Origin of the sequence: Mycobacterium lehmannii (genome assembly GCF_002245535.1) — a bacterium.
GTDB classification, from domain to species: domain Bacteria; phylum Actinomycetota; class Actinomycetes; order Mycobacteriales; family Mycobacteriaceae; genus Mycobacterium; species Mycobacterium lehmannii.
The window spans coordinates 14,620-30,584 of record NZ_NKCN01000039.1; the positions used below are offsets into that span (position 1 = coordinate 14,620).

Consider the following 15,965-nt stretch of genomic DNA (forward strand, 5'->3'; position numbering starts at 1 on the left):
CGCACAAAGTGTCAATATGGCCGTACATGAACGAGGAAGAGACGATGCTGGTCGCCACCGTGCGGACCTTCATCGACCGCGAGGTCAAACCGCGAGTGCGCGACGTCGAACACGCCAACGAATATCCCGAGGCGTGGATCGAGCAGATGAAGCAGATCGGCATCTACGGTCTGGCGATCCCCGAACAGTACGGCGGTTCGCCGGTGTCGATGCCCTGCTACGTCGAGGTGACCCAGGAGCTGTCGCGCGGCTGGATGAGCCTGGCCGGGGCGATGGGCGGACACACGGTCGTCGCCAAGCTGTTGGTGTTGTTCGGCACCGAGGAGCAGAAGCGCCGCTACCTGCCCCCGATGGCGACCGGCGAGATCCGCGCCACGATGGCGCTGACCGAGCCGGGCGGCGGGTCCGATCTGCAGAACATGTCCACGACGGCGCTGCCTTCCAAAGGCGACGGCCTGACCATCAACGGATCGAAGACCTGGATCTCCAACGCGCGGCGCTCCGGGTTGATCGCGCTGTTGTGCAAGACCGATCCGGCGGCCACTCCGCGCCACAAGGGGATCTCGGTGGTGCTCGTCGAACAGGGCATGACGGGGCTGTCGGTGTCGCGGGACCTGCCCAAGCTCGGATACAAGGGCGTCGAATCGTGCGAGCTGATCTTCGAGGATTGCCGTGTGCCCGCGTCGGCGATCCTCGGCGGCGAACCCGGCAAGGGTTTCGCCCAGATGATGAAAGGGCTTGAGACGGGCCGTATTCAGGTCGCGTCACGAGCGCTCGGCGTGGCGACGGCCGCGTTGGAGGATGCGCTTCGGTACGCACAGGAGCGCGAGAGCTTCGGGCAACCCATCTGGAAGCACCAGTCCATCGGCAACTATCTGGCCGACATGGCCACCAAGCTCACGGCCGCCCGCCAGCTGACACGGTATGCCGCCGAGCGTTACGACAGCGGCGAACGCTGCGATATGGAGGCGGGGATGGCCAAGCTGTTCGCCTCCGAGGTCGCGATGGAGATCGCGCTCAACGCGGTCCGCATCCACGGCGGTTACGGCTATTCCACGGAGTACGACGTCGAAAGGTACTTCCGCGACGCGCCGCTGATGATCGTCGGCGAGGGCACCAACGAGATCCAGCGCAACGTCATCGCCTCGCAGTTGGTGGCACGAGGCGGCCTGTAGGCGATGAGGCCCGCGCCGGCGTACCAGACCCTGCGCGACCAGTTGCGCGAGCAGATCGCGGCCGGCCGCTACCGCGACGGAGCGCGGTTGCCGACGGAGTCGGAACTCGTTGCTGCTCATGGTCTGTCGAGACAGACTGTGCGCCGCGCGTTTCAGGACCTGGTGGCCGATGGTGTGGTGTACCGGGTGCCGGGTCGCGGGACGTACGCAAGCGGTTCGGGAGGGCGCTACCTGCGCCAGTTCGGGTCGATCGAGGACCTGATGAGCCTGTCCGACGACACCACGATGGAGGTGCTCGGCGGACTGCGGCGTCGCGTGGACGTCGAGGCCGCCAGCAGGCTGCGACTCGACGACGACATCGTCTACACGGTGGTGTTCCGGCGGCTGCACGGCACCGACCCCGGGGTGCCGTTCGTACTGACCACGGTGCATCTGGCGCCGACAGTGGCAGCGGCGGTGGCGAACTCGGCGGACTTGGCCGACGGAGCGGTAGGGACGCAGACCGTCATCGGACTGCTCGAGCCGCATCTGAGTGCACCGATCATCGAAGCCGCACAGTCGATCACGGTCGCACCCGCCGATGCCGAGGTGGCAGACGCCGTCCTCTGCGAACCGGGGCATCCGATGTTGCGCGTCGATCGGTTGTACTCGGACGCCGAGAGCCGGCCGGTCGAATTGTCGGTCAGCCATTTCCTGCCCGAGCAGTACACCTACCGGGTGACGTTGCGCCGCTCGGGTTGATCAGCGATTTCGGTGCGCTACCAGTCGCGCAGCGATCGTTTGTGCACCCGACTCACACGAGGGCGTCGATGAGGCCCCACCGCAGCGCCGTCGGCGGATCGATGGTTCGGCCCGACAACACCAGATACGCTGTGCGCCAACGGCCGATCCGGCGAGTGATACTCACCGTTCCGCCTGCGCCGGGGATCAGCCCGAGGCTGAGTTCCGGCAACCCGAAAACGGCGCTCGGGCTCGACTCGATGTGGCCACAGAACGCCGCCATCTCCAATCCGCTGCCGAGCACCTGACCGTGCACTCGCGCGCGGCAGCGCTTGCCGAGGCGGTCGGTCAGCTCGGCCAGCACCAGCGCGGGGCTGTAGCGGGTGCGGGCGAAGTGTGCGCTCGCGGGATCGAGGAAACTCCCGAACTCGGCGAGATCCCCACCGCTGCAGAACGACGGCCCGTTGCCGGACAGGACCACCTCGGTGACCGACGGATCGACGCGGGCCACCTCCAGCGCCTCCAGCAGCGCGCCGCGGGCGTCGGTGGAGAACGCGTTGTGCCGCCGTACCCGGTTGAACCGCACATAGACGGTGTCGTCGATACGTTCGGCCACAACGGGATCGGGGATCTTGGGGACCTGCGAGGGCCCGCGCTCGTCGAGCCAACGCGCGAACTCCGGACCAGCCTGCAGCGTGGAGTACGCCAGCGACTCGGTGATGACGCCGCCGAACGCGGGGGCGGCCGGGTCGACGGCGCGAAGGACGTCGTCACAGATGCCCGCGGCGTGCGGCCACTGGGCGCACCGCTCCGTCACTTCGGCGAGGACGTCGGCCACCGAGGCCACGGTGACGACCCGGCGGTCATCGGATTCATTTTCCGACAGGGTGAATGTGGCGCCGTCGGTTGGCGATTCGATCGCCACGACGATGCCCGATGGCAACTCGACGTGTGTCACGAGTACTTCTTGATCAGCTCCTGCTTGAGCATCTTGCCGGTCTCCGTACGTGGCAGTTGGGCCTCGAACGAGATGGACCGCGGACATTTGTAGTGCGCCAGGCGTACACGCAGCCATTCGAGCAGTTCCTCGGCGAACTCGTCGGTCGCGTCGGCGGGCTCGACGGTCTGCACCACACCCTTGACACGCTGGCCCATCTCTTCGTCGTCAACCCCGAAAACCGCCGCGTCCAACACCTTCGGATGGGTGATCAACAGGCTCTCGGCCTCCTGCGGGTAGATGTTCACCCCGCCGGAGATGATCATGTGGTGCTTGCGGTCGGTGAGGAACATGTAGCCGTCCTCGTCGAGATAGCCCACGTCGCCGACCGTCACCCACCCGTGCTTCTCACGCGACTCGGCCGTCTTCACCGGATCGTTGTGGTAGACGAATCTCATTGGGCCCATGTCGAAATAGATCTGCCCGGGCTGTCCCGGCGGCAGTTCCTCGCCGTCCTCACCGAGCACATGCGCCTCACCCAGCAGCGGCTTGCCCACCGAGCCCGGGTGGTTGAGCCAGTCCTCGGCGGTGATAAAGGTGATGCCGGCGCCCTCAGAGGAGGAGTAGTACTCATCGATGACCGGACCCCACCAGTCGATCATCTGCTTCTTGATGTCGACCGGACAGGGCGCGGCGGCATGTACGACTCTGCGGATGGACGAAAGGTCATATGAATCACGGATTTCGGCCGGCAGTTTGAGCATTCGGACGAACATGGCGGGCACGAACTGCCCGCTGGTGACCCCGTACTTCTGGATGGCTTTCAGCGCCTCCTCTGGCTCGAACTTCCGCATGATCACCGTGGTAGCGCCCATGGCCTGCGCGGACATCGTCCACATACACGGCGCGGTGTGATACAGCGGCGCCGGGCTGAGATACACCGAATCACTGTCCATCTGGATGGCCATCAACAGGGCGGACAGCATGTTGCCGGCCTGCGAGGGAGAGACATGGGGCAGCTCGCGCCGAATCCCCTTGGGGCGTCCGGTGGTTCCCGACGAGTACTGCAGCAGGTCACCCTCGATCTCGTCGGGGATGGGGGTTTCCGGGTAATCGGCGACGCATTCCGGATAGCGCTGCCAGCCGTCGAGGTTGTCGTCGGCGATGAGCAGCAGCTCCGGTAGTCCGTTGGGCAGGTGCTCTTCCAGCTCCTCGCAGACCTTGAGCATCGCCTGCGATCCGATGACTGCCTTGGCGCCACTGTTGTCGACGATGTAGGCCGCCTCGGCTGCGGTCAGGTGCGTGTTGATCACCGCGTAGTACAGACCGCTGCGCCGGGCCGCCCACATGACGACGTGCAGATGTTCGTTGTTCTCCATCAGGACAGCGACGGTGTCCCCTTCCACCAGCCCCGACTGCCGGAAGTGGTGGGCCAAGCGGTTGGCGCGCGCTTCGAGCTCGCCGAACGTCACCGTGGTGCCGCTGGGATGCATGATGACGGCGGGTTTGTCGGGCGTCGCCTCGGCATGTTCGCGGATCTGCATGGGCTGACTCTACGATGCGCCGAGTTGACAGGTGTCAAGTGGTCGATTCTGTCCGTTCGCACCCCGGCCGCCTTAGCATGAACCCGCAGGATATGGGGGTGCGGCGGTGACCGGATGAATGGCGGGCTCCAAGCGGCACCCTCCGGGGTGGTCACCTTCCTGTTCACCGACATCGAAGGGTCCACCCGACGTTGGGAAGCAGACGCCGATGTGATGCGGCGCGCCCTTGCCACCCACGACGACACGATGCACCGTGCGGTGCAGGCGCACGGCGGCTGGTTGTTCAACACACCGGTGACGGCATCTGTGCGGCGTTCTCCTCGCCACGGCAAGCGGTGGATGCGGCCGTCGACGCGCAGCGGTCGCTGAACCTGCCGGTGCGGATGGGCATCGCGACCGGCGAAGCCGAATGTCGGGAGGGCGACTATTTCGGCGCGGTGTGCAATCGCACCGCGCGGCTGATGGCGGCCGGCCACGGCGGCCAGCTCCTGATCGACCGGATGACGGCCGATCTTGTCTCCGGGGTCGACCTCGTCGCCCTCGGCCCACGGCGCCTACGTGACATCGCCAAGCCCGTCGACGTCTTCCAGGTCGTGGCGGATGGACTGCGGTCGGAATTCCCGCCTCTCAGAACGCTTGACACGAGCCAGGGCAACCTGCGCCCGCCGGCGACAAGCTTCGTGGGCCGGGAATCCGAAGTGGCCGAGGTGGCCACCGCGTTGAAGTCGCATCGCCTGGTGACTCTCACGGGCGTCGGCGGCGTCGGTAAGACTCGCCTGGCACAGGAAGTCGCCGCCCGCCTGCAACCGGAGTTCCCGGATGGGGTGTGGATGATCGAGCTCGGCCCGGTCACCGATCCTGCGGCGGTACCCGAGGCGGTCGCCGCGGTCCTCGGTCTCAGCCAGCAGCCGGGGCTGAGCGTCGCAGACAGCGTGGCATCCGCGTTGGAGGGACGAGTACGGCTGCTGCTGTTCGACAACTGCGAGCATGTCCTCGACGCGGCGGCCGACATCATCGGCAGGATCCTCGATGCGACGGACAGCGTCACGGTACTCGTGACGAGTCGGGAAGGCCTGCGTCTCAAGGATGAACAACTGCGGCCGGTGCCTCCCCTCGACGTCCGGTCAAGCGGCCCGACGCTGTTCGTCGAGAGAGCGTCCGCGGATTCGCCGACGGTCACGCTCGAACCCGACGCCGACGCCGTCGTCGACATCTGCCGCCGACTCGACGGAATCCCGCTCGCGATCGAACTTGCGGCGTCACGGCTGATGTCGGTGACCGTCACGGAGCTACGCGACCATCTCGACGATCGGTTCCGGGTACTGGTGGGCTCCCGGCGCGGCCTGGAACGTCATCAGACACTGCGCGCCGCCGTGCAGTGGTCCTACGATCTGCTCGCCGATGACGAGAAGGACCTCCTGACCCGATGCTCGGTATTCGCAGGGGGATTCGACCTCGACGGCGCAGCGGCCGTGGCGCACACACGCGACAAATTCGCGATCTTGGACCTACTCGAGTCGCTGGTCCGCAAGTCGCTGTTGATTGCCGACCAGGCCTCGGGCCGGACGCGGTTCTCGATGCTGGAGACGATCCGGCAATTCGCCGAGGAGCAGCTGGTGAGCTCAGGCGGAGCAGACGACGCCCGCGCCGCGCACGCCCGATACTTCGCCGGTCGCAGGCGCGATCTCATAGACATCTGGGACGGACCCCGGCAACCCTCATCTACGTTCAGCCAGACTCCTGGCATACGGATTCGCCTACCGGGACGTCGATCCCGATGCCGCATACGACGCCCACCGCGCGGGCTTGTCGATAGCACAGGACACCGGCAACCGGCAGATCGCGTCGATCCACGCGCTCAGCCTCGGGCGTATCGCCACGATGCGCGGAAACCCGGTGGAGGCGTGCGGGTTTCTCGCGCAAGCCATCCGGAACTATTTCGACTCGGGCAGCTTCTACATGATGTCGGCACCCGTCTTGCTACTCGCCAGCCTGCTCGGCCGGCTCGGGCATCACGAAACCGCCGCAACGATGGCCGGCTTCGTCGACGGGTCGGATGCCAGTTCGACGTACCCCGAGATCCACGAAACCGTGGTCAGTCTGACCGAGACACTGGGCCGTGAGCGATACGGGTCGCTCGCCCGTCAGGGTCGGTCCATGACCAACGCGGCGATGGCCGGCTACGCCCTCGATGCCATCGACCAAGTCCAACGGTCTGAGCGGACGCCTACAGACACTTGAGCACGCTCACCCTGCGGTGAGCGTGCTCAAAGTGTCGCTTTTGTGCGGCGCGTCGTATGCAGACACGCACTCTCGCGCAGCGAGCTGGGGAGGCTACTCGGCCTCGAGGCGGTGCTTGAGCGCGTCGAACTCGTCCTTGATGCCGGTGGGCAGCTTCTCGCCGACGAACTCGAACCACTCCTCGATGAGCGGCAGCTCTTGGCGCCACTCGTCGACGTTGACCTCGAGCGCGGCGTCCACATCGGCGGCGTCGACATCCAGACCCGACAGGTCGAGATCCTCAGCCTTGGGCACGATGCCGATCGGCGTGGTGCGACCGCCCGCCTTCTGCTCGATGCGGTCGATGATCCACTTCATCACGCGGCTGTTCTCACCGAAGCCCGGCCACAGGAAGCGGCCGTCGTCGCCGCGGCGGAACCAGTTGACGAAGAAAATCTTCGGCATCTTCGACTCGTCGGACTGCTTGCCGATGTCGATCCAGTGCGCGAAGTAGTCGCCGACGTTGTAGCCCAGGAACGGCAGCATGGCCATCGGGTCGCGGCGGACGGTGCCGACCTTGCCCTCGGCGGCCGCGGTCTGCTCGGAGCCGAGCGTGGCACCGATGAACACGCCGTGCTGCCAGTCGCGGGCCTGCGTCACCAGCGGGACCGTGGTCTTGCGACGGCCGCCGAACAGGATCGCCGAGATCGGCACGCCCTGCGGGTCATCCCACTCCGGCGCCAGCGTCGGGCACTGCGAGATGGGGGTGCAGTAGCGCGAGTTCGGATGCGCGGCCTTCTCCTCGGAGTCCGGGGTCCAGTCGCGGCCCTTCCAGTCGATCAGGTGCTGCGGGTCGCCCTCGAGGCCTTCCCACCACACGTCGTTGTCGTCGGTCAGCGCGACGTTGGTGAACACGGTGTTGCCGGCCTCGATGGTCTTCATCGCGTTCGGGTTGGAGTCCCAGTTCGTGCCGGGCGCGACGCCGAAGAAGCCGAACTCGGGGTTGACCGCGTACAGGCGACCGTCCTTGCCGAACCGCATCCAGGCGATGTCGTCACCGACGGTCTCGGCGCGCCAACCCGGCAGCGTGGGCTGCAGCATCGCGAGGTTGGTCTTACCGCACGCCGACGGGAACGCCGCGGCGACGAAGTACGCCTTGTTCTCCGGCGAGATCAGCTTGAGGATCAGCATGTGCTCGGCGAGCCAGCCCTCGTCGTGGGCGATCGCCGAGGCGATCCGCAGCGCGTAGCACTTCTTGCCCAGCAGCGCGTTGCCGCCGTAACCCGAACCGTAGCTCCAGATCTCGCGGGTCTCCGGGAAGTGGGTGATGTACTTCGTGTCGTTGCACGGCCACGGCACGTCCTTCTGCCCCGGCTCCAGCGGCGCGCCGATCGAATGCAGCGCCTTGACGAAGAAGCCGTCGTCGCCGATCTTGTCCAGCGCGGCCTTACCCATCCGGGTCATCGTGCGCATCGACACCACGACGTACTCGGAGTCGGTGATCTCGACGCCCAGCTTGGGGTCTTCGGCACCGAGCGGACCCATGCAGAACGGGATGACGTACATGGTGCGGCCACGCATGCAGCCGCGGTACAGATCGGTCATGATGCCGCGCATCTCGGCGGGGTCTTTCCAGTTGTTGGTAGGACCGGCGTCGATTTCGCGCTCAGTGCAGATGAAGGTCCGCGATTCCACGCGGGCCACGTCGGACGGGTCGGACAGCGCGAGGTATGAGTTCGGCTTCTTCTCGTCGTCGAGCCTCTTGAAGGTGCCCGCCGCCACCAACTGATCGCACAGTCGGGCGTTCTCTTCGTCAGAACCGTCGGTGAAAACCACGCGGTCGGGCTGCGTCAGCTCGGCGACCTCTTGAACCCAAGCGAGCAGACCCTTGTGCTTCGTCGGTGCGGTGTCCAAACCCGGGATGGTCGCTGCGGTCATGAAAATCTCCTGTGTCTGTTGCTGCCAGGCCCCAAGGCTCCGTATGCGCCACCCAGACAGGGACAGGCGGCGCTGCGGTCTCCCTATACCGAGGTTATCGCGGGTGGGAAGCTCGCGGTGAATCGGGAGTGTGTCCGATCACTCACAGGAACGATTCAGAAGCCTGTTTCACAGGTGTTTTACGCATCGAGTGCCGTGAGTTGACGCGTGTCAACCGTACAAATCCGCGCGAACCGCGTCGAGTGCCCGCTGCAGCGACGGCAGCCTGCGGTCACGCTCGGCGGCGGCCCGTGCGGTCTCGAGCGCGTGCTGGCGCAGTTCGGCGTCGATCGCGGCGATCCGTTCCGCAGCGGTGGCGGCCTCGCGTTCGTCCCGGGCGGCCAGCTCCGATGCCAGCGCGCTCTCGGCGGCCAGCACCCGCGTCGCCACACGTTCGTCGAGCGCGGCCTTGACCGTGCCGGTGACGTCGGTGAGCCAGCGGTCCAGCACCGCCCGGTCCTGCAGCACCCCGCGGATGCCGACCACCCACACGGTCAACACCAGCCCCACCAGACCACCGGCCACCAGACCGGCGAGCGTCAGACCGGGGGCCAAGCCGGTGAACAGCCGGATGACCGCCAGCGCCACCCCCAGACCGAAGCCGGCGCCGAGGATCATCGTCAGCTGCGTCTCCAGCCGCCGCGACGCCAACCGCGGCGGGGCGATCTCGGGGACCGCCGGCGCGTCGGACACCGCCGGAGCCGTCAATCCGACCTGGGCCGCCACGTCGGCGAGCTGCGCGGTGACGCCCTGCTCGACCTCTCCGACGACCACGCCGAGACGTTCCCGCACCCGCGATTCGAAGTCCCCGAGTGCCCTGCGGCCCAGCGCGGACGCGTCCTCGGCGAGTTCGGCCCGCACCGACGTGCAACGGTTACGCGCCAGGTACCCCAACTGGACACGGGCCTGCTGAATCTGGGTGCGCAGGGCGATGCTGCGTTCGGATTTCGCGACGCGCCGATTGCGCACGATGTCGTCGCGACTCTGGTGCAGCGCCGCGACGCGGGCGCGTCGGTGGGCGCCCTCGCCGTCGGCGCGGTATTGGCTTATCACCGACTCGAGCCGAGTCTCCCACGCCCGCAGGCGGTTCCGTCGTGCCAGCTCGGGGTCGGTCAGCCGCTGCCGGAGCAGGTCCACGAGTTCGTCGACGCGCGGCTCCCCCAGATCGGGTGCGGCCGCCGCCCCCACCCACGGCACGGGGGCGTAGCGCGGCGACCGGTCGGCCAGCATCGCGCGATCAGCGGCCAGCACCTCGCGCCAGTTGTGGTGCGTGTCGTTCTTCGACACCACACCGACCACCAGATCGGTATGGCGTGAGACCAAATCGATGAGCTCACAGTCGGATTCGATCAGCGGTGAGACCGCCGACACGACGAACACCACGGCGGCGGGCGCTTCGGACTGGGCGAGATCGTCCGCCTCGACAAAGGTGTGCTCGGGCATCCGCGCCCGAAGTACGGCGGCCACGCTGGTGCTGCCCGCCAGCCAGGGACCCGTCACCAGCACGACGTCGCGGGCGCGCACCGCAGGCGGGGCGAGTCCGGGCTCGATGTCGGCGACCACCGCATCGGCCGACGCGAGTTGATCGGTGCCCGTCGTCATCGCGACCGCCCGAGCAGGCGAAGCGAACCGCGGCTGATGTCGGCGGCGCAGGCCCGGTGCAACGCGTTGACGGGACCGTTGCCGTACCGCCGCCACTGGGCGGCGCGGCGCAGATGAGCGTCCGCGTCGTCGCCCCGGTCGACTCGCGCGCCTGCAGCCTCGACGACGTCCACCGCCGCCGTCATCGCCGCGAGGACGGCGTCGTCGGCCGCCAGCAGGTCGCCCAACCGTGGATCGTCCGATTGCGTTGCCAGCGCGCGTAACTGGGCCACCGCGGTATGCAACTTCCGGTACCGCAGCGGTGCGCCCGCCGCACCGATGTGCTCGATGACCCGGTCGAGCTGGCTGAGCTTGCGCAGGTGGTTCGGCAGCGAATCGACGCTCGCGCCCCGGTCCAGCGCGAGCACCGCGTGGGCGATGCCGAACCGGTCCAGTACGGACAGCAGCCGCTTGCGCACCTCCCGCGGCAGCGGATGGGGCGCCTCCACGAACGCGTCGGTCGACGACACGTCGGCAGGCTCGGCGAGCAGAGTCCGGAGCGCGTCGAGCAGTTCGCCGGTCAGGTTCACGTCGGCGAGCAGCGCCACCATCGGCACCGTCGGCAGCCCGGTCAAGGCCCGACACCGCGCGGCCCGGTGATACGCGTGCGCCATCGGCCCCGCCCCGCCGAAGCCGGTGAGGTCGGCCTTGTTCAGGACGACGACGGCGGGCCTGCCGGACTCGTCGAGAAACGCCCGGTCCTCGGGTTTGAGAGCTTCGGCGATCACCAGCACGTCGACGTCGGCGACACCGTCGGGTGAGACCCCGACCCCCGCGGCAGTCAACGCCGCGGCCACCGTCGCGCGGCCGACGCCCTCGCGACCCCGCACCGCGACCCGCGTCGGCGCGCAGAGGCGCCGGACGATCGCCGTCAGCCGCGGATCGCGGCGCTCTTCCGAGATTTGCAGCAGCGCGTCGACGAAAATCTGGTGACCTTCCCCTTGTCGTGGGCGCGGCGACCTCACCCCGGGTCCGCCTCCGACGATCGTGACACCTCGCACGGCGTCGTGGGAGCGGCCGTGCCTGCTCCTGGGGATAGCCGCCGATACCAGCCGAAGGCAACTGTTGGGTATCAATCTGTACCACGATGCGGGTACTCCACTGTCGATGAGCGACCATGGACGAATGCATCTGCCCGGGCCCGACGTCGCCGAGGGGTCGACTTCGGGACCCGAGGCTTCCCGTCCTCCGGCCGGCCAGCAGCACCGCTACCCCCGCGTCACGAGCTTCCGCACGCGCCGTACCACGTTGTCTGCCGCGCAGCAGGCCACGTGGAATCGGCTGTGGCCCGAGATCGGCATGCAGGCGCGCGACGGCGATGTCCCCGCTCCGTTGGTGGACACCGACGCGTGGTTCGGGCGGTCGGCACCCGTGGTGGTCGAGATCGGCTGCGGGGCCGGAACCTCGACGCTGGCGATGGCCAAGGCCGAGCCTGATCTCGACGTCGTCGCGGTCGAGGTGTACCGCCGGGGACTGGCCCAACTGCTGTCCGGCATCGAACGCGAGGGGGTGCCCAACATCCGGCTCGTGCGCGGCGACGGCGTCGACGTGCTGCAGCACATGTTCGGACCCGGCTCCCTGACCGGTGTGCGGGTCTTCTTCCCCGATCCGTGGCCCAAGGCGCGCCACCACAAACGTCGGCTGCTGCAGCCGGCCACCGTGGCGTTGATCGCCGACCGGCTGCGCCCCGGCGGTGTCCTGCACGCGGCGACGGACCACGCCGGGTATGCCGAGCAGATCGCCGAGGTCGGCGACGCGGAGCCGCGGCTTCGCCGGGTGAACCCGTCCGACGCGCTTCCGATCTCCGTCGAACGACCGGTCACCAAATACGAAGGCAAGGCGCAGCACGCCGGCAGCGCCGTCGCCGAACTGCTCTGGGAGAGAACGTGATGTGGGGGTACCGCCCGCTTGCGGGTAACGCGTACGGGGAGAGCAGACGATCATGAGCCTCACCGAGGACATCGGTCAGATCGAGGATGTGGCGCCACCCGAGACCCCGGCCCCGGCCGAGGCGACGGCCCGCGTACTGCTGGTCTGGGACGCGCCGAACCTCGACATGGGGCTCGGCTCGATCCTGGGCGGCAGGCCGACGGCCGCGCACCGGCCGCGCTTCGACGCGCTGGGCCGCTGGCTGCTGACGCGCACCGCCGAGCTGTCTCACGGGCGTCCGCAGGTGTCGCTGGAGCCGGAGGCCACGGTCTTCACCAACATCGCACCCGGCAGCGCCGACGTCGTCCGGCCGTGGGTGGAGGCGCTGCGCAACGTGGGGTTCGCGGTCTTCGCCAAGCCGAAGATCGACGAGGACAGCGACGTCGACAGCGACATGCTGGACCACATCGCGCTGCGCCGCGGCGAGGGTCTGGCCGGTCTGTTGCTGGCTTCGGCCGACGGGCAGGCCTTCAAACAACCGCTGGAAGACATCGCTCGTGACGGCATCCCCGTCCAGGTGCTCGGATTTCGCGAACATGCGAGTTGGGCGCTAGCGTCGGATACCTTGGAGTTCGTCGACCTGGAGGACATCCCTGGTGTTTTCCGGGAGCCGCTACCGCGAATCGGCCTCGATTCGCTGCCCGAGCAGGGGGCATGGTTGCAGCCGTTCCGGCCGCTGTCCTCGCTATTGACCTCGCGGGTCAACAACTGAACCGCTCAGGGGTCGCCATCGACTTCGAGAGAATCGAGTAAGGAGCTTACGTGTTCGCCTGGTGGGGTCGAACGGTGTACCGATATCGATACATCGTCATCGGCGTCATGGTCGCGCTCTGCCTCGGTGGCGGCATCTTCGGGATCAGTCTCGGCAATCACGTCACCCAGAGCGGCTTCTACGACGAAGGCAGCCAGTCGGTCCACGCATCGGTGGTGGCCGACGAGGCCTTCGGTCGCGACCGGACCAGCCACGTGGTGGCCATCCTCACCCCGCCCGACGGGCAGAAGGTCGACAACCCGCAGTGGCAGCGTGACGTCGTCGGCGAACTCGACACCTTTGTCAAGGACCATCCCGACCAGGTCGTGAGCTGGGTCGGCTGGCTGCGGGCGCCCGACGCCGCGAACGCGACCGTCCAGCAGATGAAGACCAGCGATCTGTCGAAGACGTTCGTAAGCATCCCCCTGCAGGGCAACACCGACGACGAGATCCTGAAGAACTACCAGACCGTCGAATCGGACCTGCAACAGCTCAACGACGGCCGCATCGAGTTGGCCGGCCTGAACCCGCTGGCCAGTGAACTGACCGGCAGCATCGGCGAGGACCAGCGGCGCGCCGAGGTCGCGGCCATCCCGCTGGTCTGTGTGGTGCTGTTCTTCGTCTTCGGTGGCGTGGTCGCCGCGGCCTTGCCCGGCCTCATCGGCGGTCTGACGATCGCCGGCGCGCTGGGCATCATGCGCCTGCTCGCGGAGTTCATGCCGGTGCACTTCTTCGCCCAGCCGGTGGTGACGCTGATGGGCCTCGGTATCGCCGTGGACTACGGCCTCTTCATGGTGAGCCGGTTCCGTGAGGAGATCGCCGAGGGCTACGACACCGAGGCTGCGGTCCGCCGCACCGTGATGACGTCGGGCCGCACCATCATGTTCTCGGCGGTCATCCTGGTGGCGTCGTCGGTGCCGCTGCTGCTGTTCCCGCAGGGCTTCCTGAAGTCGATCACCTACGCGATCATCGCCTCGGTCATGCTGGCCGCGATCCTGTCGGTGACGGTGCTGGCCGCCGCGCTGGCCCTGCTCGGACCCAACGTCGACGCGCTCGGTGTGCGCACGCTGCTGCGGTTCACCAAGCCCTATCCGGCCCCGTCGCCCGCGGAGACCACGGACCGCACCAACCCGCTGGCGATCGCTTCGATCCCGCTCGGTGTGCTCGTACCGTTCGCCGCGATCCCCGTCGGGCACATCGCAAGAGCGCAGATCCGACGGACCTACGACAAGGGCGCCAACTACGCCCTGATCGGCCTGGTGCTGGGTTATGTCGGTTCGTTCGCGTGGATCTTCGTCGGCCTGTTCTCCGCGAAGGACACCCTCGGCACGGGAATCTTCTGGCTGTTGATGGCCATCGCCGTGTTCGTGGCGGGCACCATCCTGGTGCTGTCGGCGGCGAGCATGAGCCCGCTGGTCCGCAAGCCGACGGTGTGGTGGCTGAACTGGCTGGCGGAGAAGACCCAGAAGACCAAGACACGCGCCGAGGTCGAGAAGGGCTTCTGGGGCAAGCTGGTCAACCGGGTGATGAAGCGGCCGATCGCGTTCGCCGCACCCATCGTCATCGTGATGATCCTGATGATCATCCCGCTGGGTCAGCTCTCGCTCGGCGGCATCAGCGAGAAGTACCTGCCGCCGGACAACGCCGTGCGCCAGGCGCAGGAGGCGTTCGACAAGTCGTTCCCCGGCTTCCGCACCGAACCCCTGACGCTGGTGATCGAGAACGACAACGGTGAACCGGTCACCGATCAGCAGGTCGCCGAGATCCGCAGCAAGGCGTTGACGATCCCCGGTTTCATCCAACCCGAGGACGACCCGACCAAAATGTGGCAGCCGCGGCCGTATCAGGACGGCGGCTCGCAAGACCCCTCGGTCCGGGTGATCCAGAACGGCCTGGTGAACCGTAACGACGCGGCGAAGAAGGTCGAGGAACTTCGCGCTATCGTGCCCCCGCGCGGGTTGTCGATCTCTGTCGGTGGCACCCCGGCGTTGGAACAGGACAGCATTCACAGCCTGTTCGACAAGCTCCCGCTGATGGTGACCATCCTCATCGTCACGACGACGATCCTGATGTTCCTGGCTTTCGGATCGGTGGTGTTGCCGATCAAGGCCGCGGTGATGAGCGCGCTCACGTTGGGTTCGACGATGGGCGTGTTGACGTGGATGTTCGTCGTGGGGCACGGCTCCGGGCTGATGAACTACACGCCGCAGCCGCTGATGGCGCCGATGATCGGGTTGATCATCGCGGTCATCTGGGGTCTGTCGACCGACTACGAGGTGTTCCTGGTGTCGCGCATGGTCGAGGCTCGGGAGCGCGGTCTGTCCACCGCAGAAGCCATCCGCGTCGGCACCGCGACCACCGGCCGGTTGATCACCGGTGCGGCGTTGGTCCTCGCGGTGGTCGCCGGCGCGTTCGTGTTCTCCGACCTGGTGATGATGAAGTACCTGGCGTTCGGGTTGCTGATCGCGCTGCTGCTCGACGCCACCATCGTTCGTATGTTCCTGGTGCCGGCCGTGATGAAGCTTCTCGGCGACGACTGCTGGTGGGCGCCGCGGTGGATGAAGCGCATCCAGGAGCGCCTCGGCCTCGGCGAGACCGAGCTGCCCGACGAACGGAAGCGTCCCGCGGTGCGCGAGACCGTCGAGGACCCCGAGGCGTTGGTCGGTGCCGGCGCACCGGTGCCGCCTCGGCCGCGCCCGCCGCACGATCCGACGCACCCCGCCGTCTCGGGCCTGCGTCCCGGCGCGACCCGCGCGGCGCCGCAGCGGGTCCCCTCGGCCACCGGCACGACACGCATCCCCAGCACGACCACGCCGCCCGCCGCACCGGCGGACGAACCGCAGACCACACGGTTGTCGATCGCCAAGAACGCCGTGCGCAACGCGGTGAGCAACGCCGCCGCGACGGCGCGACAGGCCGCCCGACCACCGGCACCGCCCGCCCCGCCCCCCCCCCCCCCCCCATACACCTCCCCCACCCCACCGTGCGTAAGTGCATCTCGCCTCGCTACTCCTTCTAGATCCACAACCAGCAACCCAAGCGCTCCCCTCACATGCCACACTCCTACTCAC

The 15,965-nt window shown here is 67.6% G+C and carries 12 protein-coding genes; 7 read left to right on the forward strand and 5 right to left on the reverse strand.

Translation table 11 applies throughout. The features are described from left to right. The first annotated feature begins 26 nt into the window (after positions 1-26). Together CEX87_RS25515 and CEX87_RS25520 are read left to right on the forward strand one after the other, a co-directional pair. Entirely contained in the window at positions 27-1,175 is a 1,149-nt protein-coding gene (locus CEX87_RS25515) for an acyl-CoA dehydrogenase family protein (RefSeq protein WP_064400001.1), read from the forward strand. Between the two features lie 3 nt (positions 1,176-1,178). Then, on the forward strand, positions 1,179-1,916 hold the full coding sequence (locus tag CEX87_RS25520; protein WP_064417980.1) for a GntR family transcriptional regulator: 738 nt from the start codon (positions 1,179-1,181) through the stop codon (positions 1,914-1,916). A gap of 52 nt (positions 1,917-1,968) precedes the next feature. Here the strand turns inward: CEX87_RS25520 and CEX87_RS25525 are convergent, their stop codons facing one another. Continuing rightward, positions 1,969-2,853, reverse strand: coding sequence for an enoyl-CoA hydratase/isomerase family protein (locus CEX87_RS25525; protein ID WP_064400003.1), 885 nt, complete (start codon positions 2,851-2,853; stop codon positions 1,969-1,971). Further along, complete coding sequence (gene fadD4, locus CEX87_RS25530) at positions 2,850-4,376, reverse strand: fatty-acid--CoA ligase FadD4 (protein ID WP_094289676.1); 1,527 nt, start codon at positions 4,374-4,376, stop codon at positions 2,850-2,852. The genes CEX87_RS25525 and fadD4 overlap by 4 nt, the downstream gene beginning before the upstream one ends. A 114-nt stretch (positions 4,377-4,490) precedes the next feature. Here fadD4 and CEX87_RS27925 point away from each other — a divergent pair, with 114 nt between their 5' ends. Together CEX87_RS27925 and CEX87_RS25535 are read left to right on the forward strand one after the other, a co-directional pair. Then, a complete protein-coding gene (locus tag CEX87_RS27925; RefSeq protein WP_332888979.1) occupies positions 4,491-4,745 on the forward strand; it encodes a nucleotidyl cyclase domain-containing protein in 255 nt (84 codons plus the stop codon). Then, positions 4,712-6,499, forward strand: a complete 1,788-nt coding sequence (locus tag CEX87_RS25535) for an NB-ARC domain-containing protein (RefSeq protein WP_332888980.1) — start codon at positions 4,712-4,714, stop codon at positions 6,497-6,499. Before CEX87_RS27925 ends, CEX87_RS25535 begins: the two co-directional genes overlap by 34 nt. A gap of 211 nt (positions 6,500-6,710) precedes the next feature. On the opposite strand, the gene CEX87_RS25540 is transcribed toward CEX87_RS25535, so the two are convergent. The 3 genes from CEX87_RS25540 to CEX87_RS25550 form a co-directional block, all read right to left on the reverse strand. After that, the gene (locus tag CEX87_RS25540; RefSeq protein WP_066810853.1) at positions 6,711-8,534 is read right to left on the reverse strand and encodes a phosphoenolpyruvate carboxykinase (GTP); all 1,824 of its coding nucleotides are present in this window, start codon (positions 8,532-8,534) and stop codon (positions 6,711-6,713) included. Between the two features lie 210 nt (positions 8,535-8,744). After that, entirely contained in the window at positions 8,745-10,175 is a 1,431-nt protein-coding gene (locus CEX87_RS25545; protein ID WP_094289678.1) for a hypothetical protein, read from the reverse strand. Then, the gene (locus tag CEX87_RS25550) at positions 10,172-11,179 is read right to left on the reverse strand and encodes a P-loop NTPase family protein (protein WP_233151524.1); all 1,008 of its coding nucleotides are present in this window, start codon (positions 11,177-11,179) and stop codon (positions 10,172-10,174) included. The genes CEX87_RS25545 and CEX87_RS25550 overlap by 4 nt, the downstream gene beginning before the upstream one ends. Before the next feature lie 142 nt (positions 11,180-11,321). On the opposite strand from CEX87_RS25550, the gene trmB reads away from it, so the two are divergent. From trmB to CEX87_RS25565, 3 genes are all read left to right on the forward strand, one after another. Then, positions 11,322-12,104, forward strand: coding sequence for a tRNA (guanosine(46)-N7)-methyltransferase TrmB (gene trmB, locus CEX87_RS25555; RefSeq protein ID WP_064400051.1), 783 nt, complete (start codon positions 11,322-11,324; stop codon positions 12,102-12,104). Positions 12,105-12,156: 52 nt separating this feature from the next. After that, complete coding sequence (locus tag CEX87_RS25560) at positions 12,157-12,855, forward strand: NYN domain-containing protein (RefSeq protein WP_064400008.1); 699 nt, start codon at positions 12,157-12,159, stop codon at positions 12,853-12,855. A 50-nt stretch (positions 12,856-12,905) separates the two neighbouring features. Then, the coding region (locus CEX87_RS25565; protein ID WP_198957311.1) for an MMPL family transporter at positions 12,906-15,965 on the forward strand (3,060 nt) is incomplete at its 3' end.